The sequence below is a fragment of the Rhizobium sp. FG96 genome (assembly GCF_057808655.1).
Window position 1 is genome coordinate 461,688 of record NZ_JBMDIL010000003.1, and the last position, 25,158, is coordinate 486,845.

At 61.8% G+C, this 25,158-nt stretch carries 17 protein-coding genes; 11 read left to right on the forward strand and 6 right to left on the reverse strand.

The window, feature by feature from the left end; genetic code table 11:
* Window positions 1–8 precede the first annotated feature (8 nt).
* Window positions 9–5,861 (reverse strand): Ig-like domain-containing protein, encoded by a 5,853-nt coding sequence (locus ACODR6_RS08385; protein ID WP_489022169.1) that lies wholly within the window; start codon window positions 5,859–5,861, stop codon window positions 9–11.
* 419 nt (window positions 5,862–6,280) lie between these two features.
* Complete coding sequence (locus ACODR6_RS08390) at window positions 6,281–7,699, reverse strand: TolC family outer membrane protein (protein WP_489022171.1); 1,419 nt, start codon at window positions 7,697–7,699, stop codon at window positions 6,281–6,283.
* Between the two features lie 545 nt (window positions 7,700–8,244).
* Between ACODR6_RS08390 and ACODR6_RS08395 the strand changes: the two genes are divergently transcribed.
* The 7 genes from ACODR6_RS08395 to ACODR6_RS08425 all read left to right on the forward strand — a co-directional run bounded on the left by ACODR6_RS08395 (window position 8,245) and on the right by ACODR6_RS08425 (window position 16,438).
* Window positions 8,245–9,858: a serine hydrolase gene (locus tag ACODR6_RS08395; RefSeq protein ID WP_489022173.1), complete on the forward strand. Its 1,614-nt coding sequence runs from the start codon at window positions 8,245–8,247 to the stop codon at window positions 9,856–9,858.
* 13 nt (window positions 9,859–9,871) lie between these two features.
* On the forward strand, window positions 9,872–10,684 hold the full coding sequence (tetH, locus tag ACODR6_RS08400) for a thiosulfate dehydrogenase (RefSeq protein WP_489022175.1): 813 nt from the start codon (window positions 9,872–9,874) through the stop codon (window positions 10,682–10,684).
* A gap of 196 nt (window positions 10,685–10,880) precedes the next feature.
* Complete coding sequence (locus ACODR6_RS08405; protein ID WP_489022177.1) at window positions 10,881–11,819, forward strand: AraC family transcriptional regulator; 939 nt, start codon at window positions 10,881–10,883, stop codon at window positions 11,817–11,819.
* A gap of 126 nt (window positions 11,820–11,945) precedes the next feature.
* Window positions 11,946–12,269, forward strand: coding sequence for a thioredoxin (gene trxA, locus ACODR6_RS08410; RefSeq protein ID WP_489022179.1), 324 nt, complete (start codon window positions 11,946–11,948; stop codon window positions 12,267–12,269).
* A 160-nt stretch (window positions 12,270–12,429) separates the two neighbouring features.
* Window positions 12,430–14,289, forward strand: a complete 1,860-nt coding sequence (gene dsbD, locus ACODR6_RS08415; RefSeq protein ID WP_489022181.1) for a protein-disulfide reductase DsbD — start codon at window positions 12,430–12,432, stop codon at window positions 14,287–14,289.
* A 12-nt stretch (window positions 14,290–14,301) separates the two neighbouring features.
* Window positions 14,302–14,916, forward strand: coding sequence for a DsbA family protein (locus tag ACODR6_RS08420; RefSeq protein ID WP_489022183.1), 615 nt, complete (start codon window positions 14,302–14,304; stop codon window positions 14,914–14,916).
* A gap of 154 nt (window positions 14,917–15,070) precedes the next feature.
* The gene (locus ACODR6_RS08425) at window positions 15,071–16,438 is read left to right on the forward strand and encodes an FAD-dependent oxidoreductase (RefSeq protein ID WP_489022185.1); all 1,368 of its coding nucleotides are present in this window, start codon (window positions 15,071–15,073) and stop codon (window positions 16,436–16,438) included.
* Window positions 16,439–16,514: 76 nt separating this feature from the next.
* Here the strand turns inward: ACODR6_RS08425 and ACODR6_RS08430 are convergent, their stop codons facing one another.
* The gene (locus tag ACODR6_RS08430; RefSeq protein WP_489022187.1) at window positions 16,515–17,384 is read right to left on the reverse strand and encodes an NmrA family NAD(P)-binding protein; all 870 of its coding nucleotides are present in this window, start codon (window positions 17,382–17,384) and stop codon (window positions 16,515–16,517) included.
* Here ACODR6_RS08430 and ACODR6_RS08435 point away from each other — a divergent pair.
* The 4 genes from ACODR6_RS08435 to ACODR6_RS08450 all read left to right on the forward strand — a co-directional run bounded on the left by ACODR6_RS08435 (window position 17,383) and on the right by ACODR6_RS08450 (window position 20,153).
* Window positions 17,383–17,556 (forward strand): hypothetical protein, encoded by a 174-nt coding sequence (locus ACODR6_RS08435; RefSeq protein ID WP_489022189.1) that lies wholly within the window; start codon window positions 17,383–17,385, stop codon window positions 17,554–17,556. The two genes, ACODR6_RS08430 and ACODR6_RS08435, sit on opposite strands and share 2 nt — an antisense overlap.
* A gap of 91 nt (window positions 17,557–17,647) precedes the next feature.
* Entirely contained in the window at window positions 17,648–18,103 is a 456-nt protein-coding gene (locus ACODR6_RS08440) for a MarR family winged helix-turn-helix transcriptional regulator (protein ID WP_489022191.1), read from the forward strand.
* Window positions 18,104–18,191: 88 nt separating this feature from the next.
* The gene (locus ACODR6_RS08445; protein ID WP_489022193.1) at window positions 18,192–19,157 is read left to right on the forward strand and encodes a GlxA family transcriptional regulator; all 966 of its coding nucleotides are present in this window, start codon (window positions 18,192–18,194) and stop codon (window positions 19,155–19,157) included.
* 30 nt (window positions 19,158–19,187) lie between these two features.
* Window positions 19,188–20,153 (forward strand): GlxA family transcriptional regulator, encoded by a 966-nt coding sequence (locus tag ACODR6_RS08450; RefSeq protein WP_489022195.1) that lies wholly within the window; start codon window positions 19,188–19,190, stop codon window positions 20,151–20,153.
* A gap of 69 nt (window positions 20,154–20,222) precedes the next feature.
* Here the strand turns inward: ACODR6_RS08450 and ACODR6_RS08455 are convergent, their stop codons facing one another.
* The 3 genes from ACODR6_RS08455 to ACODR6_RS08465 all read right to left on the reverse strand — a co-directional run.
* Window positions 20,223–23,336, reverse strand: coding sequence for an efflux RND transporter permease subunit (locus ACODR6_RS08455; protein ID WP_489022197.1), 3,114 nt, complete (start codon window positions 23,334–23,336; stop codon window positions 20,223–20,225).
* On the reverse strand, window positions 23,333–24,454 hold the full coding sequence (locus ACODR6_RS08460; protein WP_489022199.1) for an efflux RND transporter periplasmic adaptor subunit: 1,122 nt from the start codon (window positions 24,452–24,454) through the stop codon (window positions 23,333–23,335). The genes ACODR6_RS08455 and ACODR6_RS08460 overlap by 4 nt, the downstream gene beginning before the upstream one ends.
* Before the next feature lie 357 nt (window positions 24,455–24,811).
* A partial coding sequence (locus ACODR6_RS08465; protein ID WP_489022201.1) for a TolC family protein occupies window positions 24,812–25,158 on the reverse strand: 347 nt, incomplete at its 5' end.

Sequence of the window (25,158 nt, forward strand, 5' to 3'; positions counted from 1 at the left end):
CCTAACCGTCACACGACAGGAAGCTTATGCGTGGTCAGATCGTCATCCGGCTTGATCGGCTCGAACGGATCGATCGTGACAGTCGCCGCGGTCTCGACGGGGGCCGCGACCTCATGCGTCTCCGCAGCTACCGGGGCCGCCGATCCCGTGTCCGTTGCCGGGGCATCGTGCGAGATGGCCGAGAGGCCGCTGAGATCGATCTCCTGACCACCCTGATCCGGCACCAGTCCCGCCGTCTCGTCGCCGGTGGCGTGATTGGCTGAATCGCCGGTATCATGTGTGGAGCTATCGGTGCGTTCGGCCGTCGCATGCGTCGTCGCGCTGCTTGCGTCCACCGCATCGGTCTCGGCAAAAGCAAGAGTCGAGATGCTGGATGCCGCAGCCGTGGCGGACGAGGCGTCATGGATATCGACATCGATGCTCAGATCGGCGGTCAGCGCATTGCCGGTATCGGGGTCGAAAACCGTCACCGCGAAATGATCCGTACCGCCCGCCGTGACGCCGGTATCCGGCGTGTAGGTGTAGCTGCCGTCGGCATGGATCAGCAGCGTGCCGAAATCACCGGTGACGCTGACGCTGCCATTGACCATCGCGTGCGCATGCCCGTCGAAATTGACCGAGCCGACCTGGAGGTCATCGACGCTGCCGGTCGCTGAACTGGCGATGAAATTGCCGGTCGCCTTCTCTCCGACGCTGACATTGACCTGTTCCGTCAGATCCGTTGCCACCACCGATATGTCGCGTGTCAGGGCGACGCCGATATTGACCCCGGCGTCGGGAACCAGCGTTGCGCGGTAGGTGCCGGCCGGTATGTCGTCGAGGCTGATCACGGCATGGGTGCTGCCCAGACCGAGCAGATCGAGGATGCCGTTGTGCACCTGATTGCCGAGATCGCCCGGACGCACCCAGGCGCCATTCTGGAAGCGCTCGATGATGACTGTGTAGCTGCTCAGCAGGCCGATCTGCAGCGCGCCCGATATCCCGAGATCGAGGGCGACATGGTTGTTTGCCCCACCGAGATTGAAGTTCACCACCGGCTGATTTGCCGAGCCGAGATTGACGCTTGCAAGATTTCCGATGTTGAGCCCGAGCAGATCGAACTGCGTGTCGGATGCGGTCGAGGGCCTCGCTTCGGGGATATCCGTCACGGTGCGATCGAGCGTCGCTGTGGCGCTGGCATCGGTAAGCTGGAAGTCGAGCCCTGGCGCGAGAATGCTGCCGGGAAGCGAGATATTGCCGGCGGTATCCCTGAGCTCGATCTCCAGCGCGCCGCCATCGACCTGCGCCGGCGACAGGCCGATGCTAAAGGTGCCGTCGGCGTGAACCACGCCGGTACCGACGACATTGCCATCGGTATCAACGACGGTGACCGTGGTTCCAGCCTCGCCGGTCCCCGTCAGCTCCGTGCCCGATGCATTGACGGAAAGACCTGTGGGCGCATCCGGTGGCAGCAGGTCCGGTGTCAGGATCGATCCGGGATCGGAGATATTGTGTGCGGCATCTTCGAGCACCACCGTCAGCGCGCCGCCATTGGCTTGTGCCGGGAACAGAGTGACGCTGAAGGCACCGCCTGCGGCCACGATCGCCGTGCCGACGGCGACGCCGAGGGCGTTATAGACCGTCGCCGTCGCGCCTGCCTCACCCTGGCCGGTGAGCAGGGTGCCGGTAGCGTTGACCGTAAGCCCGCTGGGCGCGGCCGGATCGACGAGATCGGGGGTAGCCGCGGTGCCGGGATCGGAGATGTTTCCAGCGATATCCTTCTGCACCACCTGCAGGTCACCGCCATCGATCTGCGCCGGGGAGAGGCCGATCGTGAAGGTGCCATTGGCGCCGACGACGCCTGTGCCAACGACAGTGCCGGCGGCATTGGTCACGGTGACCGTTGCACCGACTTCGCCTTCGCCGGTCAGCGACGTCCCGGTCCCGTTGACGCCGAGCTCGGTCGGCGCGTCCGGGGCAGTGGTATCGGTGGTGGCTGTGCTTGCCGGATCGGAGTCGTTTCCGGCCGCATCAGAAAGCACGACGGAAAGGTTGCCGCCATCGGCCTGCGCGGGCGAGAGCGCCACATTGAAGACGCCGTTGGCGCCGACCGTGCCGGTGCCGACTTCGATACCGGCAGCATTGGTGACTGTGACGAGCGCGCCGGGCTCGCCTCTGCCCATCAGCGTTGCCCCGCCATCGTCGACGGAGAGATTGGTCGCCGCATCGGGCGGAGTCAGGTCGGGCGTCTCGGCGAAACCAGGCTGCGATGTTCCGCCGGCTCCGGTCAGCACCACCTTGAGGTCGCTGCCATCGACCTGTGCCGGATCAAGCGGGATAGTGAAGGTGCCATTGCCGCCGACCGTGCCCATGGCGATGACCGTGCCGTCGGCGCGCGAAACCGTGACCGTGCTGCCGGCGAGGCCGTCGCCGGTCAAGGCCGTTCCCTCGGCATTGACGATCAGATTGTCCGGTGCGGGCGGGGCATCAGGATCGGGCGCAAGCACCGTAGCCGCCGTGGAGTCATTCCCTGCGGCATCCTCCTGCGTGACACTGAGCGTCTGCCCGTCGAGCTGCGCCTGCGAGAGCGCGACGCTGAAGGCGCCGTTGGCACCGACGAGTGCAGTGCCAAGCACGGTGCCGGAACCATTGGTCACGGTGACCGTGGCACCAACTTCGCCAACACCGGTGAGCTGCAGGCCATTGGCGCTGACCAGCAGACTGGTCGGCGGCTCCGGCGGCTGAATATCCGTCAAAGGCAAGGCCGTCGCTTGCGAGGCATTGCCCGCTGCGTCGGCCTGCACGATCTGCAGGGTGCCGCCCGCGGTTTGCGCCGGGCTGAGATTGATCGAGAAGCTGCCATCAGGCGCAACGAGCCCGGTGCCAACGGTAACCCCGTCGGCATCCTTGACGGTGATGGTCGCGCCGGCCTCGCCGTCGCCGGTCAGCACCGTCCGGGCGCCGTTGATCGCGACGTCGAGAGGAGCATCGGGAGCCGCGAGATCAGGTGTCGTTATCGAGGCTGTCTCGGACTGGTTGCCGGCGGGGTCGTCGAGCCTGACGGTGAGGTCGTCGCCATTGGCTTGCGCCGGATTGAGCGGGATTGTGAAGGTACCGTCGGTACCGACCGTACCGGTCGCCACCTCAGTGCCGGCTTCATTGGTGACGATCACCGTCGCCCCAGCTTCGCCGCGGCCAGTGAGCACAGTGCCGGTGGGATTCAGCGAGAGATTGGTCGGGGCGTCGGGCTCCAGCAGGTCGGTCGACGGCACCTGTTCGGGCGCCGAGGCATTGCCATCGGCGTCGGTCAGCGTGACGTTGAGATTGCCGCCATCCGTCTGCGGCGGCGCTAGTGCGACGGTGAAATTGCCGTCGGTGCCAACTGTTGCCGTGCCGATGGGATCACCACCGGCGTTGGTGACCGTAACGGTCGAGCCGGGCTCCCCCTTGCCGGTGAGACTGCCGCCATCGGCCGCGACGGCGAGATCGGTCGGCGCGTCAGGAGCGAGGAGATCGGGCGATGCGACGGTGGCTGCGGCGGATTGATTGCCCTGAGCATCCGTCAAACGGACTTCCAGGTCGCCGCCATCGGTCTGCGCCGGGGAGAGGCCGATCGTGAAGGATCCATCCGGCCCAACCGTCGCGGTGCCGATCACCGTACCCGCGGCATTGGTCACAGTCGCCGTTGCTCCGGGTTCGCCCTGGCCGGTGAGCACCGTGCCGGCATCATTGACATCGAGACCGGCGACGGCTGCAGGCGGCGTCGCATCCACCGTCGCGGCAGTGCCAGGCTCTGACGTGTTGCCGGCCGTATCCTGAAGGGTGACCTCCAGTGGCCGCCCGTCGGCCTGCTGCGGGCTCAACGGAACGGTGAAAGTGCCGCCCGCGCCGACGAGCGCGGTGCCGACGAGGACACCGTCAACGGTCGTGACCTTGACCGTCGTTCCGGCCTCGCCGCGGCCGGTGAGCACGGAGCCGGCGGGATTGACGACGAGATCGATCGGCGCATCGGGGGCGAGGTGATCCTGCGTCGGCGTCGAGGCGGCTGCCGACGTATGGCCGGCAGCATCCGAGAGAGTGACCTGCAGATTGCCGCCATCCGCCTGGGCGGGTGCCAGCGCTATGTTGAAGGACCCATCCGGCGCCACAGTGCCGGTGCCGACGACATCACCGGCAGCATTCTTGACGCCGACAGTCGCGCCGGGCTCGCCACGGCCGGTCAGGGAGACGCCGGTGTCATCGACATGCAGATTGGTCGGAGCATCGGGCGCGATCAGATCGGGCGAGAGTACGATGCCGGGCTGCGACGTGCCATTGGCATCCGTCAGCACGACATGCAGCTCCCCGCCATTCGTCTGCGCGGGATTGAGCGTCACCGAGAAAGTGCCGTCTCCAAGAACGGTACCGGTACCGACCGTATCACCGGCGGCATTGGTCACCTTGACCTGAGCGCCTCCAGTGCCTTCGCCGGTCAAACCCGTCCCTTGCGGGTTGATGACGAGACCGGTCGGAGCTGCCGGGGCATCGGCATCCGGCGCGAGGACCGAGCCCGGATCGGAGGTGTTGCCCGCGGCATCCTTCAGCACGACGCTCAGGGGCACGCCGTCGCTTTGCGCCGGGTCGATGGTCACGCTGAAGGTGCCGTCGGGATTGACGGTATTGGTGCCGAGCACCGTGCCGGCGGCGTTGGTGACCGTGACGGTCGTCCCAGCCTCGCCGTGGCCGGTCACGACCGTTCCGGCATCGTTGACGAGCAGACTGGTCGGCGTACCCGGCGCCTCGGTGTCGGTGATCGTCAGGCCCTGCGGTGTGGAGGAATTGCCGGCCGCATCCTTCAGCACGACGTCGATCTCGCCACCATTTGCCTGCGGCGGCGCCAGCGATACCGTGAATGTCCCATTGTTTCCGACCGTTGCCGTGCCGATCGTGACGCCATTCGCATCGGTGACCGTGACGGTAGCGCCGGCTTCGCCGCGGCCGGTGAGCGTTGCGCCGCCATTGCTGACGGCAAGCTCGGTCGCGGCTTCCGGCGCCGCTAGATCGGGCGTCGTGACGTTTGCCGCCACAGAGACGTTATGCGCCGCATCCTCCAGGGTAACGGAGAGTGCGCTGCCATCTGTCTGCGCCGGATCGAGAGCGATGGAGAAGGCGCCGTTCGGGCCGACTGTGCCCGTCCCGACCACATCGCCATTCGCATCCTTCACCGTGACGGTGGCACCGGCTTCACCCAGCCCGCTCAGCAGCAATCCGGATGCGTTGACCGTCAGATTGGTTGCGGCTGAAGGCGGATCGGTATCCGCATCGGAGTCGGAATCCGCATCCGCGTCCGCGTCCGCATCGGCATCGGCGTCTGCGTCTGCGTCAGCATCCGCGTCGGCATCCGCATCTGCATCTGCATCTGCATCTGCATCAGAATCCGCGTCGGAATCGGTGTCGTCATCCGAGCTGCCGCCACCACCCCCGCCGGCGGCGAGCGCGACACCGCCCGCGGCAAGAGCAAGAGGCAGCGCGATGCCGAGGAGGGATCCCGCGCCGGCACCACCAGCCGCCGCCCCGGCGCCGACGAGCTGGTCGACTGCGCCTGCGGGCGTGAAGGTGATATCGCCGGCTGCATCGGCATAGTCGCCCATCCAGACGTTTCCGGAGGAATCCTCGAGAACGAGTTCGCTCTGCTCGCCACCCTGGCTGTGATAGAAGCCCTGGACGTCGACTTCCTGGCCGTTCTGCAGATGGATGATGAGGTCGTCGCCGACGCGCTCGGTGGAGGCGATGTCACTGGGCGACAGGGCAAGCTTTACTGTGCTCGGCCTTTCGAGGACGATCTTGTCCTCCGCCACGGTTTCTGTCTTACCGCTCACCTTGTCCGAAACGATTGCGACCATCGATAGGCTCCTCAACAGCTTGGCGCCGCGTCATGCGGCTCCGGTCCACCACCGCCTTGGCGGATGATGGCGTTCAAACATGTTGCCCTTGAGCGTTTTGCAGCCGCCTCCCACAGCGACGGACACCTGCTGCTCCATCGCCGCTTTGATGTCCACGTATGGTCAAAAACTGCCACAACCAGCGGAAGCTTCAACCGCCAGTCGGTGCCGGATTTCACTTAAAATTTAGGATCGGTGAAAGTTGCTGCTCAGTTTGAGAGCATTCCGTATCGAAATGGTACAATCTGCAGCCGTGTCTGCGGCGACTGTCTTGCCGCAAAGACCCGCTTTGAGCCACTTTCGCCCTTGATATCAAGGCGATCGGCCGTCCGGAGCCGGATTGTTTCAAAAAAATTCGCAGGGAATTTCAATACGTCAGCTCAGATCGGCTTGGCGGAAGCGACTTTCTTAATGTTAGCGCTTTCATCACTCACTCCCGGTGGCGTGAGCCCAAAGACCTCTCTTAGTCGGCCTGATGCATAAGCACATTCTACATTCAACTTATAGAGGTCGAAACGCGTGTTTATTTCATCGAAGCGCGCCGAGTGAAGCTCCTGATCGGCATTCAACACATCGAGTAGGGTACGGGTGCCGAGATCGAGAAACTGCTTCTGATAGAGATCGCGTGTTTCGCGCATCATCGGCTGGCGCGACGCCAGCGATTTCTGCAGCGCCTCGAGGCTGATGACCTGGGCGCTCGATTCATTCCAGCTCTTCTGCACGTCGAAGAGCGCGGCGGCGACTGCCGCTTCCGATGACTGCGCCGCATATTTCGCGGCGTTCTGGCGGGCCTGGAACGAGCCGCCGTTATAGAGGTCGCCCTTGATCTTCAGGCCGACGACATAATCGGGATCCTCGTTGCTGTCCCACATGTTGAATTCGCCGGATGCCTCGAGCGCCAGCGTTGGCAGCATCTCGGCACGGGCGAGCTTGACGCGGGCATCCGCCTCGCGCTTGCGGGATTTGGCGGCGACGACGGCCGGAACGATCTCGAAGATCGGCGCCGCCCCGGCGCAGGCCGTCTGCAGCTTCGAGGGCATCGATGCGCCGAGCTGCACGGGCGAGGTGGCGCCCACCAGTGCATTCAGGTCGCTGGCCCAACGCTGCTTCTGCGCGCCGATCTCGATCGCCCGCGATTCAGCCGATTGCACCCGGGCCTCGGCCTGCAGCTTGTCGGAGCGCGTGCTTGCGCCCTGATCGGTGCGTGCGGCCACAAGCTTCCCGATCGCCTGGACGTCGCCGATCTGATCGTTGGCGACGACAGCGAGCTTTTCGGCCCGCAGCACCTCGACGGATGCCAGCGCCGTCTCCCGGATAACATCGTCGACGCTCGCCAGGAACTCGGCCTTGCGCGCATCCTCAAGCGCCGATTCCGCCTCGACGCGCCCGGAGACCTTGCCGAAATCGTAGATCATCTGCGTCGCCGTCAGATTGAAGCGCGGCGCCCAGTCTCCACGATCGTTGTTCTCGGCTCCGAGATTCACGCCGCCGCCGACCGAAGGCAGATAGCCGGACTTGGCATCGGCGATCAGCTCGCCCTGTTCCTTGATCTTGCCCGCAGCCTCGCGAATTGCCGGATGCCAGTTGATTGCGCGCCGAACAGCCGATTCCACATCGGTCACCGGCTCCAGCGGACGGCCGGTCGTGGCTGGCGGCGGCGATGACACCGCGCTGTTGCCACTCGAGATCGACCCGGTCGTACGCGGGTCCGTTGCCGGCGGCTTCTGGGCGCAGGAGGCTTGGGTAAGGGCAATCGCAGCGAGGAGGCTGAGGGCCAGCGGCCGGCGACCTGAATGCATTCCGGGAGCTCCATCAACTGGAGATCAAAATTGCAACCGGCCCACGCATTACCAACGGCTGGCGATGAATCCACGCACTTGGATGACGCAACTATAGGTGATTCGTCAATTTCTGCAAAAGCTTAGCGAAGGCCTCGTTCTGCGATCGAGCGCAACTGACGGGCGACTGGAGCGTGCGTGGACATCTCGGGGCAAAGGCCGGGCGCCGCACAAACTGATCCTCTGGGACAAGAGAGTGAGCATAAGGGCCATCAACAGAGAAGGATATTCCTCCTAGCTTTAAATCATCGAGAAGCAAAGGAGTTGATAGAAAGAATGAATTACTGATCCTTCAACCACGCTCTGCACGAGATGCCAATAGCAGAAGTATATCCCCTCTGAATAACGCGGATATTCACAGGCGATACTCGGGAACCCGGAAGCCACACTCCGGGATTCTGGTCGCCGGCACTCTCTTCGAGCAATCCAGAAATCGAGACATCAAGCAAGTGGGCATCGGATTGATGCAGCCAACGGCTTTCGCTTGCGCTCCAAAGGATGAGAAAATGACACTTTCACGGAAGATCTTGCATGCGGCACTCGCCGCTTCAGTGAGCTTTTCGGTACCTGCCTTCGCCCAGGCCGCACCGACCCCGCATTTGCCGATTGTACGAGGAGACGCCAACTTGCAGAGCCATAGTGAGTATATCGATCAGATGATCGCCGATTTCGCTGCCAAACACGGACTGCCTGGCATTTCGATGGCGATTGTCCAGGCGCCCTATATCCCGCGCTCGGCCGGCTATGGCCGCACCAGCCTTGCAAATGACGAGCTTGCCTCGACACGTACGGTCTGGAACGTCGGACCGATCACGCAAGGCTTTACCGCAGTCGCGATCATGCAGCTGAAGGAAGAGGGGAAACTCAGCCTCGGCGATACTGCCGGCAAGTATGTCGACGGCCTCCCGGAAGCCTGGAGCAAGGTCACCATCAAGCAGTTGATGCAGCACAGCTCCGGTATTCCCGACTACCGGGACAAGCTGGATACTGCCAAATCCTATACTCCGACAGAACTGATCGATCTTGTCCGCACCCAACCGCTTCTTTTCGAAAGCGGCACGCAGGTTCGCATCAGTGCCACCGACTTCACCTTGCTGGCCCTTGTCATCGAGCGTGCCACAGGAACGAGCTATCACGACTTCATCTGGAAGAACCAGATCGAGAAGGTAGGCCTCGGCAGCACGATGTTTGCCGCTGATTTGAGGAAGAAGGCAAAGCTGGACCGGCCGGCGCAGCATCCCAACGACAACCAACACTCCAAATTCAAGTCCGATGCGGAATTCATCAATCCCCCTGAACCGGCCACGGGATATATCGGCACGAAGGGGCAGATGACACCCACGGCTGCCAGCGCCTCGGATAACCTCTACGGCTTCGGCGATATCTGGTCCTCGGCCGAGGATATCAGCCAGTGGGACATTGCGCTTGCCGGATCGGTCCTGATCAAGGATGCCACGGATCGCGATCTCATTTACGCGCCGACGACACTCGACAACGGCACCATAGTTCCCGCCATGGCGGGCTGGGAATTCACGCATCACCCGGGCTTCATGGAAGTGAAGGGCAATTCCCCGGGCTTCAGCTCCTATCTCAGCCGTTTCACCTCTGCTGACGAACTTGTCTGCGTTACCCTGCTTACCAACAGGGAGGGCGTCGATCTGACCGTACTCGCACGGCAGATTGCTGATGCCTATAAGACCGGCCTCGGCGCGGCAGTGGATCAGCATGAGATCATCGCGCAGGAAAGCAAATTCAGCGCACAGGAAACCGTCGAGCGCATCAAGGCCAATCTCGACAAGGCAAAGGTTCCCGTTTTCGCGACTGTCGATCATGCCGCCAACGCAGCCGGTGTCGGCGAGCAATTGCGCCCGACAACCGTCATTACATTCGGCAACCCCAAGGTAGGCACGAAGCTGATGCAGGCGGATCAGGCCATCGCTCTCGATTTGCCGCTTCGCGTACTCGTCTGGGAGGACGAGGTGGGCCGTACGTGGATCGGGTATCAGAATCCGGAAGCACTGAAGAAGCGATACGCGATCAAGGACACGGCGACCGTCGATGCAATGACGGCATTCGTCGAGGGCCTCGTCGGCCGCTCAGCCAACGTCTACAGCTACTAATGGGACAGGTCCGATGCTTTTTGAAACGACTGGATCAACCAATCGCCGCTCTGCACTGAAGCTGATGCTCGCAGCGCCGGCAACACTCGCAATAATGGGAGCGGCATCCACCGCCGCTTCCACCCCGGCATATGCCGCAGACAGCGCGGGCGCGGCAGGCAATTCGTCCTTGCTCGCAGCGCTGCAGAATGAACTGGCGGCCGCCCCGCGCAGGCGAAATTTCAGCACCGTTCCCTTTCTGGTCGATAGGCCGGAGCTTTGGGACAAGCAAGCGTCGGATGCGCTGCTGGCGTTTTCCGGCCGCTCACTTCAGGTCTGGGAAATCACCGAACTAGGCGCACCCTGGCTGAACCTGATGCGCGAAGCAATGAATGGGCAGGTATTTGCCCATGGCAATCCGGATTATCTGGCGGTCGGCGCCGTTCATGGGATGGCGCACCTGGCCCTCTTCAATCAGGATATGTGGGAAAAATACGCCTTGGCCGAGAATACCAGCGGCCAGCTCGATCAGAACAAGCTGATAGCCCAGAAGCCGGGAACATCGCCGGCCGACAACCATCAGGATATCAACGGCTTCTACGGCCCCGCCAACAACAATATCTCTTCGCTTCAGCGAAGAGGCGCGGTCTTCGTCGCATGTCACGACTCGGTTCACGCGATCGCCCGCGGTATCGCCAGCAAGAAAGCTGGCTTGGGCAAGAACGCCGATGAGATCGCCGCCGACCTGACGAACAATCTCGTTCCCGGCACGATCCTCGTCCCGAGCGTCGTTGCCTACCTCGTCGAACTCCAGCGTGCCGGCTTTACCTACGCCAAGGCGGATTAGGAAACCCGGAAGATGCAAGGCGCCGGCCCTCTTGCCAGACAGCGGGAGGGCCGGCGCATCCCGTTGACAAATTGGTGATGCGACAAACCAAACCTAGTCAGCGGATCTGCAAATCGATACCGTCGCAAATGCTATCGTTAATATCATTTATGCCATAGCTATCTCGCTGTGGAAGCAGTCGAAACGAGGAAGAATAATGTCGGCAAGCCATGAGGCACTCGATCGCATCGCTCCAGTGCTGAGGGTGCGCCCCGAATTGCAGGATTTCTGCCGCTTTGGAGGATCGTGGAGCGTTTCCCATCCGCATGCAGGCTCCGGCTGGGCTGCATTTCATATCGTTACCAAGGGCGAGTGCCTGATCGAAAGACCGGGATTGAAACCGATAAGCCTGGAAGCAGGTGATGTCCTTCTGCTGCCACACGGCGACGGCCACGTCGTCTATGGCGGGCAGGGCCGCGAAGGTTCCCGCAACATGATTGCGACGCAGAAGGAGCATATCCGGATCAAGCAGAGTGAAGGCGTTGCAATAGACGCCGAACTGGTCTGCGGGCGCCTGCATCTCGAAAGTGCCAGCGAGAACCTGCTGCTGCGCACGCTCCCCTATGTCATCCTGCTGAAACTCGGCGGCGTGAGGAGGTATGCCGAGCTGGTTGCGATGATCCGCGACGAGCTGGAAGCGGGACGGCCCGGCGCCGCGAGCGTAGCGTCCGATCTGTCGAGTGCGCTGTTCGTCATGCTCTTGCGTCAGCATTTGGAAGCAGAACCGCCGGCAACGGGGATGTTGGCTCTGCTTTCTGCGCGGGAGACAGGCCGCGCCGCGGCAGCCATGGTCGCTGACCCGGCGAAAGCCTGGACGCTGGATGAGCTTGCCTCCCTTGCCGCCGTATCGCGGGCGACGCTCGTGCGCGCATTTCGAAAATTGAGCGGCATGCCTCCGCAGATGTTTCTGATCGAGCTCCGCTTGGGCCTGGCCCGCAATCGGATCATGCATACGGGCGATAGCCTTGCGGAGATCGCCGCCGCCGCCGGCTACCAGTCAGAAGCGGCGCTGAGCAGAGCGATGTACCGCCGCTATGCGAGCCGCCCTGGCGCAATGCGGCGAGCCCACCAGGAGGGCTCCGCGGCATCGTTGTAACCGAGGAAATTGCGCTAAACATTGATCCGGCATGTCATCGGATTGAGCCACGGAGATATCCAGTTTTTTGCCGGGTGGACGTATTTTCCAGTCATCACAAACATCTCCAGCGTAGGAGTGCATGAGATGACCAATACCGTAAAAGTCGATGTATCCAATTTCCAGGTCGAAGTGATCGAGTCAGAGACGCCCGTCGTCGTGGATTTCTGGGCGGCATGGTGCGGCCCCTGCAAGATGATCGGTCCGAGCCTTGAGGAAATTGCTGGCGACATGGCCGGCAAGGTCAAGGTTGCGAAGCTGAATGTCGATGAGAATCCGGAGCTTGCCGCGCAGTTCGGCGTGCGCTCCATTCCGACATTGGCCATCTTCAAGGACGGCAAGGTTGCCAGTCTGAAAGTGGGAACTGCACCGAAGGCAGCCCTGTCGAGCTGGATTTCGGCTGCCGCATAACCTGTCTGGCAAGACGGCTGCCGCCCCCGGCAGCTTTCCGATGGCGATAATGGACGGCATTTCTGCCGTCCTCGAAGACAACGACCTCAAAACCGGCCGTTTCATGCTTTCCAAGATACGTTCCGTTTCAGCACGCCTCGTTGGATGCCGCCTGCCCAGAATGGGTGGTTCGCAAGGCTCTGGCATACACCCCCTGATCATCGGATTGCTGGCACTCTGGTTTGCCGCTCTGGCTCCGGCGATCTCTATCGGCGCCGACGCGCCATTGTCAGCCGATGGGGCTTTCCAGCTCTCCGCCGATCGCGCCGCCTCCGGAGGCATCCATTTGCACTGGCAGATGCCGCCCGGCTACTATCTCTACCGCGCCCACCTGTCGGCGACAGCCGGCGACGGCAGTGCCGTTGAGATGACAACCGATCCCGGTGTCGAGAAGAACGACGATAATTTTGGCACGTCGGAAGTCTACTTCGACCATGCAGATGCCGAGATCGCACAGCGCGACGTACCCGTAACGATCAGCTATCGCGGCTGCCAGGAGCATGGTCTCTGCTATCCGCCGGTGACGCGTACACTCGATCCCGTCAGCCTGCAGCTTTCCAAACCCTCGGCCTTTCCGAATTCCGCGACGGGTCAATCGCCTTGGGCGAAAGCGGCCAGCGCGCCAGAGAAGTTGCCTTCTCAATTGACTGCAGTGGAGGCCGCACCGGCCAACATGGTCGATACCTTTCTGTCGCGGGGAGGCGTTGCCCTCTCCTTGGCAGCCTTCGTCGGCTTTGGCGTGCTGTTAGCGTTCACGCCATGCGTCTTCCCCCTTTATCCGATCCTCGCCGCAGCCCTTGCACGCGAGGGCGAGAGGCTGACGGCAAGGCGAGGCTTCATCCTCTCACTGAGCTACGCGATCGCGCTTGCGGCAGCCTTTGGTCTGTTCGGCGCTGTTGCCGGATGGACCGGGCAGAATGTACAGATTGCGTTGCAATCGCGCTGGACAACGATCGCCATCGCCGTGGTTTTTGCTCTTCTGGCATTATCGATGTTCGGCCTCTACGAACTGCAGCTGCCTTCGACCCTGGTTACCAAGTTCAGCAGCAATCGCAGCGTCCGCGGCGGTTCAGCGATATCCGCCGCACTGCTTGGCTTCTCGTCCGCTTTCATCATCGGCCCTTGCGTCACCGCTCCGCTCGCCGGCGCGCTCCTCTACGTCGCACGCACCGGCGATATTCTGCTCGGTGCGGTCCTGCTCTTTGCGCTTGGCCTGGGCAAGGGCATACCGCTTGTGGTCTTCGGAACAGTTGGTGCAAAGGCGCTGCCGCGCGCCGGCGCCTGGATGGAAGCGGTAAAGCACGTCTTCGGCTTCGTATTCTTCGCCTTTGCAATCTGGATGGCGGAACCAGTGCTTCAGGAAGGCGCGCCACTCGGTCTCTGGGCAGTGTGGGCGATGAGTGTAGCAGTGTTCTCGGGCGCAATGGATACAACAGGTGGTAACAAGTCACCGCTGAGGGTCGGCGCGCGAGCGCTCGGGCTGCTCTCTGCGGGCTATTCGCTCGCATTGATTGCCGGTTTTGCCGCCGGGTCGACCAATCCCCTGCGGCCGCTTGATGTCTTCGTAGCGGCAAGGCCGGCCGCTGCCCGGATCGATCTGAAGAAATCCATGGTCCCGGTTGCCTCGAGCGACGAGCTTGACCGGCAGCTCGACACTGGCAAAACATCCGGAAAATCGAGCATCGTCTATTTCACTGCCGACTGGTGCGTCAGCTGTCGCTCGATCGATCGCGATATCCTGTCGAGAGCGGATGTCGCCGCGGCCCTCGAACCGCTTCAAACGATCAAGGTTGATCTCTCTAGTATTACGCCGGAACAGCGCGACCTGATGAACCGTCTCGATGTCGTCGGCCCACCAACGATGATCCTGTTCCGCGAGGACGGGCATCAAGCGGCCAGCAGGCTGATAGGCGAATTCAGCGCCGGCGATCTGCTGCAGGCGATCGCGCCAGGGCAGCAACGGACCAACGCGACTCAATAGATGAGGTGAGAGATGAACATCAACCGCAGGACTTTGCTGTCGGCCGGAGCAACCGGCCTATTGATTGCCGGTTTGCCCATGCGCCCAGCCTTTGCGCAGCGGCTGACACGCGAGGAAGTCTTCAACGATCCCGATGCGCCGACCCTCGGCAATCCGAAAGGTGATGTAACGGTCGTCGAGTTCTTCGATTACCAATGCCCCTATTGCAAGAAAAGCCACGCCGATGTCGAAGCGGCAATTGCCGAGGATGGCAACACCAGGTTCGTCATGAAGGACTGGCCGGTCTTCGGGGACGTTTCGGTTTTTGCCTCGCAGGCCGTTCTGGGCGCCAGCGAACTCGGCCAGTACAAGCCCGCCATGGAAGCCCTGATGGCAACGCGCGGGTCGCTCACCGAAGACGGCGTCAAGCAGCTGCTGACATCTGCCGGCATCGACTTGAAAAAGGTCGCCGAGGCGGTCCGCAAGAACGACAAGAAGATCAGCAATCTCCTGACTCGGAACTACAATCAGGCGCTGGCTTTCAATTTTGCAGGCACCCCGTCATTCGTCATCGGTTCCACGACCTATTCCGGCTTGCTCGACAAGGCGCAGCTGCTTGAGGCAATCAGCAAGGCGCGTGCCGGTTAAAGGGGAATCGGCCGTTTTGATGCGCCCGGACATGTCTTTGATCCTGCCGGATATCCACCTCCGGCCGCTTGCGGGGTACCCACACGACAGACGCAAAAGCCGAAGGAGATAGGCATTCCCCGGGCATTTGCGGCGTCAACCCATGGAGCTGAAAATGTCTGGCATAGAGCATTTCGAGTATGTGTTCCTCGGCGGCGGCAAGGGCGGCAAGACCCTTGCCATGGAGCTTGGGCGAGCCGGCAAAGGTGTTGCCCTGATCGAGAAGGGCATGATCGGTGGTTCCTGCATCAATGTCGGCTGTATTCCGAGCAAGACCCTGATCCAAGGCGCCCGCAACGCCCACGCTGCACGCGCCACAGGCACGGCAGCTGCGGATATGTCAGCGGTGCAAAGCCGTGTGCGCACCGTTGTCTCCGAGATGATCGAGATCAACATGAAGGGCTTCCTTGCAGCAAATTTCGATTTGCTGCTGGGGACCGGCCGCTTGATCGCGCCACGCCGTATCCTTGTCCATCTAAATGACGGTGGAACTCGCACGCTCGAGGGTACGCATGTCTTCATCAATACCGGAACGACAGCGGCCATTCCTGAAATACCAGGATTGCTAGAAAGCGAGCCGCTGACCCATGTCGAGGCGCTGCAGGCCGATGAAGTCCCGCAGAAGCTGATCGTCATCGGCGGCGGCTATATCGGGCTTGAGATGGCGCAGGCGTTTCACAGGCTGGGGAGCGATGTGACGATCATCCAGGAGATGGAACGTGTCGCCCCCCGTGAGGATGAAGATGTCTCCGAAGCGATCCAGGCCGCCTTTCGCGAGGACGGTATAGATATCCAGACAGGCGTGCGACCCGTCAATATCAGGGGCCGATCCGGCGAACATGTGACGATCGCGCTCAGCGATGGGACGAGCTTGACCGGCAGCCATATCCTGGTTGCTGCCGGCAGGAATCCCGTAACTGCCGGCCTTGGGCTCGATGCCGCCGGAGTAGCGGTCAATGAGCGCGGGCTGATCGAGGTCGACGAGCGTCTTGCGACCTCGGCTCCAAACACCTGGGCGATCGGCGAAGTCGCCGGAACTCCAATGTTCACTCACGCGTCCTATGACGATTATCGAGTGCTGAAGTCGCAGCTCGCGGGAGGTAACCGGACGACGACCGGGAGGATCGTGCCATATGCGATGTTCATCGAGCCGGAACTCGGCCGTATCGGTCTGAACGAGAGGGAAGCAAAGGAACGCGGAATTCGCGTTCGCGTGGCGAAGCTCTCGATGGCGGCGGTGCCACGGGCGCGCACCAACGGCGCGATGCGCGGTTTCATGAAGATCCTGATCAGTGCCGATACGGATCAGATCCTGGGCTTCACGATGCTCGGCATCAATGCCGGAGAGGTGGTAACCGCGGTTCAGATGGCGATGATCGGAGGCCTTCCCTATACGGCGGTCCGCGATGCCATCATCGCCCACCCGCTGATCTCTGAAGGACTGAACATTCTCCTTCTCAACGTACCGGCGCCGACAGCCTGAGTCTCTCTCAAGATAATGGCCCAATCACGAGATTGGGCCATCGCCTCACCATCTCAGGCGGTCATCCCCCCGCGTATCACGAGAGCCAGACGGCGCGGTGCTTGTCGACGAACTGCTCAAGCGTCATTGGGGCGCGACCCGTTATCTTCTCGACGAATTCGCTTGTGCCGGCCATCAGGCCATCGCGATGCATTTCGGCAATACCCTTGATGTGCTGGGTCAGGAAGGGAATGTCCTGGCCGGCGACCTCGAGCACCCATTGTTCGCCGGAAATCTTCTCGTAGCGTACCTCTTTGCCGAGCGTGTCGCTGACGATCTGCGCGACTTCTAGCGGCGTCAGTTCGACAGGACCGGTCAGCGGATAGGTCTTGCCAGCGTGACCGCTGGGATCTGCGAGAATGGCGGCGATGACGGCGCCCTGATCCTCCGTTGCGATCGGCGCAAAACGGCCCGTCGGATCGAAGGCAACTGCGTAGCGGCCCTCGCGGATCATCTTGCGCATATAGAAAAGCCATTCGCAGAAAGCAGTCGGGTGCAGGTGTACGACTGCTATTCCGGACCTGTCGAGAAGCCGCTCGGCAAGCCAATGCTGCTGCGCGGAGTCGCTCGGGGCGTCGGAACGCGCCGTTTCCTGAGACATGTTGACGATGAACTCCGTGCCGGACTCGAGGGCGCCCTGCGCGAAATGCGCCGTTGCCTGCACCAGACCGGGGCGCATGGGATAAACAAAATAGGCGCGCTTGATCCCGTCGAAAGCACGGCGCACGGCTCGGAAATCGAGAAGGTCGCCGACGAAAATCTCTGCGCCAAGAGCCTTGAGCTGTTCCGCGCGAGCATCCTCCTTATGGACGAAGGCTCTGACGGCGAAACCTTTCTCCAGGAGGATTTTGGTGGCTGCGCTGCCCGTGGCGCCTGTTGCGCCGCCGATCAGGATGGTGGGTTTCATGGACTATTCTCCGGGGATTGAAAACGACAGGAGCAAACCGGCGGCCGCATCACCAAGCGCACTTGCCTTTTGCTCATCCATCAGTCTACCTCGCGCCCAGGAAACCACCACGGGCGCAAATGCCAAGTTTGACGTCATTTGCGCCAATTCCTTTGTCATTACGGAGATTTGATTTCCCGAAAGAGCGCTTGGAAACACGCCAGCTTTGATTTCGAGCCTACGGTGGTTTATCTTCATGAGAAGTGAGACCAATTGGAGTGAAGATGGCCAGACTCAAGATAGATGACGCTGTGGGCGAACGTTCCCCGAGCCGGCTGATCAGAACCGTCAACCGGCTGCTTGAGAAACGCGTTCGTGAGCGCTTCTCGGATTCCGAATTGTCTTTCGAGGAGTGGATGGCTCTGAAGCTCATCTCTGACGGCCTCGTCGAGAATGCCGGCGATCTCGCCCGCGATTTCGGCATCGGAACAGGTGCGACCACACGATTGATCGACAGTCTCGAAGACCGTGGTCTGGTCGAACGTGATCGTACGCGAAAGGACCGCAGAGTGGTTCTTCTCAAGCTTACGGCGCCCGGCCGGGAGCATTACCGCCGCAAGGTCACCGACATGATCGACTGCTGGAACGATCTCCTCAAGGACTTCGACGACGCGGAGCTGGAGCAGCTGATCACATTGATGACAAAGCTGCAGGGCGCCTTCAACCGCCCAGCCGACTGAGCCCACACCACGGAGCGGCGGCATGCTCTAGCCATGGGGCACAAAAGCGCGTACTGTCGCAAAAGACAATCTTGAGGTCATTCTCGCCATGCGAATAGCTGTACTTGCACTGGAAGGACTATTCGATTCCGGGCTTACGGTCACACTTGACGCTTTCGCCACGGCGAACTCGCTTTCGACCAAACTGCTGGGCGGAACACCGCGTTTCGACGTGACCGTTGTCGGTGTCCGCAAGAAGGTGACATCGGCCCAGGGGCTGATCATTCCGGTCAAGCCGATCACCGACGATTTGAAACCCGATTGGATTGTCGTTCCGGCTTTGAGGACGACCACACCGGAGACCTTGCTGCCAACGCTTCAACGGCCTGATGTGCGCCAGGCCAAGGCGGAGCTTCTGAAATGGCATAAGGATGGCGCGCAAATCGGTTCATCCTGCATCGGCACGTTCCTGATTGCAGATTCCGGCCTTCTGGATGGGATGGAGGCAACGACCTCGTGGTCGCTCGCGCCATTCTTCCGGCAGCGCTACCCGAAGGTACTGCTTGATGAAACGCGGATGCTCGTGCCATCCGATGTCGGCGTGACTGCGGGCGCTGCGATGGGCCATCTCGATCTCGCATTGTGGCTGATCCGCAAGGCCAGCCCGGAATTGGCCTCGCTGGTCTCGCGTTATCTTCTCGCCGATATCCGCTCGTCGCAGGCCTTCTACATCATTCCCAACCATCTCGCGCAGGCCGACGCGCTGATTTCGCGTTTTGAACGCTGGTCACGCGATCATCTGCAGGAGGGCTTCTCGCTGCAGGATGCGGCAAAAGCTCTCGGCACGAGTGCCCGCTCGCTGCAGCGCCGGTGCCAGGCGGTCCTCGGCAAGTCGCCGCTCGCCTATTTCCAGGATCTGCGCGTCGAACGCGCCCAGTCTCTCCTTCATGGCAGTGGTCTCGATGTCGAGGCGATTGCCACCGAAGTCGGCTACGTCGATGGCGCGACGTTGCGAACGCTTTTGCGGGATCGTCTGGGACGCGGCGTCCGCGAACTGCGGGCGGATCTGCGCTGATAGATGTCCTGCCGTTGAGATTTTTGAGACATGCGTATTTCAGTTCTTGCCCTTGACGGCCTGTTCGATACAGGCCTTGCCGTAACACTCGATGCCTTTCGGGCAGCCAACAAGCTTTCCACGAAATTCCTCGAAGGCCACCCGCATTTCGACGTTACGATCCTTGGCGTCCGGGAGGATGTTCATTCCACTCATGGAATGAAGGTACCGGTGAATGCCATCACCGCCGACCTCAAGGCCGATTGGGTCATCGTGCCTGCCCTGGCCCTGATGGAGCCTGCCGAACTTGCGCAGGCATTGAAACGCCCCGACGTCGAGGAGAGTAAGCAGCTGTTGCAGAAGTGGCATTCGGGCGGTGCCGGAATTGCCAGCTCCTGCGTCGGCACCTTTATTCTCGCCGATACCGGCCTGCTCGATGGAGGCGATGCGACGACCAACTGGTCGCTCGCCCCGTTCTTCCGCCAGCGCTATCCGAAAATCCGGCTCGACGAAGCCAAGATGCTTGTCACGTCGAATGGAGTCGCGACGTCGGGGGCGGCAATGGGACACCTCGACCTGGCGCTATGGCTCATCCGGCAGGCAAGCCCAGAACTCGCACGCCTCGTGTCGAGCTACGTTCTGGCCGATATCCGCACCTCGCAGGCGCCGTTCATTCTTCCCGATCATCTTGCCCACGCCGATCCGCTCGTCATGCGCTTCGAGCGATGGGCACGCGACAATCTCAGATCCGGCTTCTCGCTTCAGGAGGCGGCAAGCGCCCTTGCCACCAGCGTTCGCACCTTGCAGCGCCGCTGCGAAGCTGTGCTCGGCAAGTCGCCTCTCGCCTATTTCCAGGATCTGCGGGTCGAACGTGCGCAATCGCTTATTCACGGGAGCGGCCTCGATCTGGACGCGATCGCCGTCGAGGTCGGTTACGTGGATGGCGCGACGCTGCGATCGCTCATTCGCCAGCGGACGGGCAGGGGCGTGCGCGACATTCGCGCCGACCTGCGCTGAATTCGGCGCCATACGAGGACGCAGCAACTGAAAGGAGCGGGAAATCATTCCCGCCCCTTTTCCTTGCGATCATTCCGCAGCGTGCGCGGCATGCATCGCCAACTCTTCCTCGATAGAAGCGGGCGCCGAGCGCGGCTCGGCCGGCTTGATGCGGAACCATGCGATGTAGAGCGCCGGCAGGAACAGCAGGATGAGAACCGTTCCAACCGCGGTCCCACCGATCAGCGCATAGGCCATCGATCCCCAGAACACCGAGTGAGTAAGCGGGATGAATGCCAGCACGGCGGCGAGCGCGGTCAGGATCACCGGCCGGGTTCGCTGAACCGTTGCTTCGATCACGGCGCTGTAGTCATCAAGTCCGGCGACCTGATTTTCCTTGATCTGCTCGGTGAGGATCAAGGTGTTGCGCATGAGGATACCAGCCAGACCGATCAGGCCGAGGATGGCGGTGAAGCCGAAGGGCTGGCCAAATGCCAGAAGCGCCACCACCACGCCGACGACACCGAGCGGTGCGGTCAAGAGAACCATGGCCATCGTCGAGAAGGAACGGACCTGCAGCATGATCACGACCATCATCGCCGCGATCATCAGCGGGAAGACCTTGCCCAGCGCCACATTCGCCTTGTCGGCCTCCTCGATATTGCCGCCGGTCTCCACCCAATAGCCTGCGGGCAACGAAGCTACGAACGGCTCCAGCGCCTTCTTCACCTTCGCCGAGACTTCCGCGGGCTGGTGGGCCTCGTCGATATCCGAGCGGATGGTGATGACGGGCGTCCGGTCGCGGCGCCTCATGATTGGCTCCTCCATACGGATTTCGGTATGGCCGATCTGATCGAGAGGTATCTGGCGGCCTTCGCGGCTCATCAGCGAGAAATCCGAGAGCCGTGCCGGATCGAGCCGCTCGCCGCCGGAGCTGCGGGCAACGACCGATACATTGCGGATATCTTCCCGGACCTGCGTGATCGGAGCGCCGCTCAGCAGAAACTGCAGCTGTTGCGCCGCTTCGGCAGGGGAGAGCCCGATCAGGTTCAGTCTCTCCTGATCCGGAACGAAACGCACCACAGGGGAACGATTGCCCCAATCCCGCGTCGCCTGGCGAACTTCCGGCACGCCGCGCATGATGTTCAGGGCCTGATCGGAGAGCGCGTAGAGCTTGTCCGGGTCGGGTCCCATGATCCGGAAGGCGACCGGGAATGCGACATACGGACCGAAGACGATTTGCGTGACGCGCACATAGGCTTCCGGCGCCAGACCGTTGGCAACGGCCTCCCGCAGGCGATGTTTCAGAGCTTCGCGCGCTTCCGGATCGGGCGTAAGCGCAACGATCTTCGCGAAGGACGGATCTGGCAGTTCAGGCGCCATAGCAATGAAGAACCGCGGTGCACCCTGACCGACATAGCTCGTGACGATGTTGGCCTCCGGCTGCTGCTTCAGCCAATTCTCGATCTTTTCGACGGTCGCGGTTGTCGTCTCGATGCTGGTTCCTTCGGGAAGGCGTACTTCCACGAGGACCTCAGGACGGTCCGACGTCGGGAAAAACTGCTGCTTGAGCAACCCCATGCCCGCGATCGACGAGGCGAAGAGCAGGAACACCACCGCGCAGGTCGCATATTTGTAGCGTACCGCGAAGGTGATGATCGAGCGTAGCCGCCGGTAATTCGGCGTGTCGTAGATGGCGTGATGGCCACCTTCGACGGGTTTGATATCCGGCAGGAGCCTTACGCCAAGATACGGTGTAAAGATCACCGCAACCAGCCAGCTGACGATCAGGGCAAAGCCGACGATCCAGAAGATGTTGCCGGCATATTCGCCGGCGCTCGACCGGGCAAAGCCGATCGGCAGAAAGCCGGCAATCGTCACCAGCGTACCTGACAGCATCGGCGCCGCGGTATGGCTCCAGGCATAGGCGCCAGCCTTGATGCGGTCGAGACCCTCTTCCATTTTGACGACCATCACCTCGATCGCAATGATCGCATCATCGACCAGCAGGCCGAGGGCGAGGATCAGGGCGCCGAGTGTCACACGGTCGAAGAAGCGTCCGGTATCGAGCATGACGACGAATACCGCAGCCAGGGTCAGTGGCACCGCGGCGGCAACGATGACACCCACGCGCCAGCCGAGGCTGATGAGACTGACCAGCAGCACGACGCCGAGCGCCATGGCAAATTTCACCATGAATTCGTCAATGGCAGAACGGATATTGACCGCCTGATCGGTGACCTTCGCGAGCGTCATTCCGAGCGGCAAAGTCTTTGAAATGGCGTCCGACTTGTCCTCGAGTGCCTTGCCGAGATCGAGACCGTTCCAGCCATCCTGCATGACGACGCCGAGCATGATCGTCGGCTCGCCTTCGTGCCTGACGAGGAAAGTCGCGGGATCCTCATAACCCCGGCGCACAGCCGCGATATCCGAAAGCTTGAGTGTTCGCCCGCCCGATACGATCGGCGTATCGGCAACCGCCTGGACATTGTCATAGGAGCCATCGAGGCGAATGAAGACTTGCGGGCCGCGGGTGTCGATCGATCCTGCGGGGGTAACGGTATTCTGCCGCTGCAGCGCAGCGACGATGTCCTGCGCCGAAATGCCGAGCGTCGCGAGCTTTGCGTAGGAGAATTCCACAAAGATCTGCTCGGGCCGCTCGCCGATAATGTTGATCTTCTTCACGCCGGGTACATGCAGCATGTCCTGCCTGATGGTTTCGGCCTGGCGGACCAGGTCGTGCATCGGCATGCCCTTTGCCTTCAGCGCGTAGAGGCCGAAGATGACGTCGGAATACTCGTCGTTGACGAAGGGGCCAAGAACCCCGGCCGGCAGGTTGCGGGCCTCGTCACCGATCTTCTTGCGGGCCTGATAGAATTCCTCCGGCACCTGAGACGGCGGCATGCTGTCCTTCAGGCTGACCGTCAGAAACGCGTAACCCGGCCGCGTCATCGTCTCGACCCGGTCGTACCAGGTCAATTCCTGGATCCGCTTCTCGAGCGGCTCAGCCACGAGGTCCTGCATCTCGCGGGCGGTGGCGCCTGGCCATGCTGCCGTCACCGTCAATGTCTTGATCGTGTAGATCGGATCTTCGGCGCGTCCGAGCGACAAAAAAGCGATCGCGCCGCCAATGGCGAGAAGAATAATGAAGAAGAGCGTGACGGCCCGTTCGCGTATCGCGAGTGCGGAGAGGTTGAAGCTCATTGGGCGGCCTCCGCGGTATCGATGCTGGTCCGAACCCGGTCACCGTCGTTCAGCAGATGAACGCCGAGCGCCACGACGGGATCGCCATTCTGCAAGCCGGAGACGACAGCCATATCCTCGCCGAGCCGTTTTACCTTCACGGGCGCGAAGCGGACGGTCGCAGCACTCCTGTCGATGCTCCAGACGCCCGTTTTCGTTCCGTCGTCAATGAGAGCAGCAAGCGGAATTTCGGTATCGCCTTCCGCTTCAGGATTGGTGATCTTGACGGTCACCGTCGCACCGAGAGGGGCCGCAGCCGCTTCACCATCGAGCACATAGCGGGCTTCGTAGGTCCGTGTTGCGATATCGGCCGAATCCGAGATCTGCCGCAGCCGCGCCGGTGAGCTGATATCCCCACGGCCAAACAGGATTGCAGTCGCCTGCGAACCGACATTGGGCCGGGTGGTCTCAGGCAGTGCTACGACCGCCTCGCGAGGGCCTGCGTGAGCAAGCCGGATAACCGTCTGGCCTGCGGCAATAACCTGCCCGGGCTCTCCTGACGTCGCAGTGATCGTGCCGTCGGCGTCAGCGACCAGAACCGAATAGGTCGCCGCGTTCTCGGCAACCTCGGCATCGGCCTTGGTAGCATCGAACTGGGCCTGCGCGGTATCCAGCTGCGCCTTGGCCTGTTCATAACGTTGCGGGGTGGCAGCCAGTCCATTCTTGACGAGCGCGGCGTAGCGCTTCTCATCGGCGCTCGCCTGCGTCAGGACCGCCTGGGCCGCGGTGACGGCATTCTGCTTTGCCGCGACGGCGAGCCGCAAATCCGTCTCGTCTATGCGCATCAGCGGTTGCCCGGCCTTCACCTGCTGGCCGATATCGACAAGGCGCTCGGTGATCTTGCCGGCAACGCGAAAACCAAGATTGCTTTCAATGCGTGCGGCGATGGCGCCCGTAAAAGCCCGCTCGGTGCCTTCTGCAGGCTTGGCTTCGGCGACCTTCACCAGCACGGGCTGGCTGCGCGGATCGGGCGCGGCCGACGCATTTTGCGCCGGGTGCCTGGAAAGAACCACGAAGGCGGCAATACCGGCGACGGCCAGTCCGATTGCGCCAACAGCAAGAAATCGCTTGCTCTTCATTTAAATATCCTCATCCGCAGACCAGCCCCCCAAACGAATGGCCCACGCTATTTGCGTCTGAACTCGTGATTGCGATGTCACAGGAAGGGCCGGCGCGCGCCGTCATGGGAGAGATCAGGCGACGCCGCAACCGGCCCTATTGCCGCCGCTCAACGCAGTGGCAATATGAATGGACAGGATCCCAATCTGCTTGCGATATGCAATCAGTCGAGACCAATAATGTGAAACTTCAAATAGTCACAGCGTCGTAAATGCCAAGTTCGATGTCATTTATGCCAAAACCAGCGAAGCACAGAGATTATCTGCGAGACCGGGTGGCAAGTCCGGTCTCGTTTTGGCCATTACGCTCGGCCAGTCTTATTTGCTGGCGACGGCGCGACTTCCGGCAGCGGGCTTTGCACCATCAGGCGCATAACCACCGCCGATGGCGACGTTGAGCGAGACATAGTCCTTGGCCATCTGCTGGACGGCAGCGGCAAGGCTTGCCTGGGCGGTCGAGACGTTGCGCTGCGAGTCGAGAACGTCGAGCAGCGAGGAGGCGCCGTCCTTGTAGCTCGCGGTCGACAGCTCCAGCGATTCCTGGGTCGTCTTGACCTGGGCGCGCAGGGCTTCCACCGTCTGTGCATCGCGGCGAACGGCCGACAGCGCGTTCTCGACCTGCTCGACGGCGCTCAGAACAGCCGACTTCCAGGCGAGATAGGCAG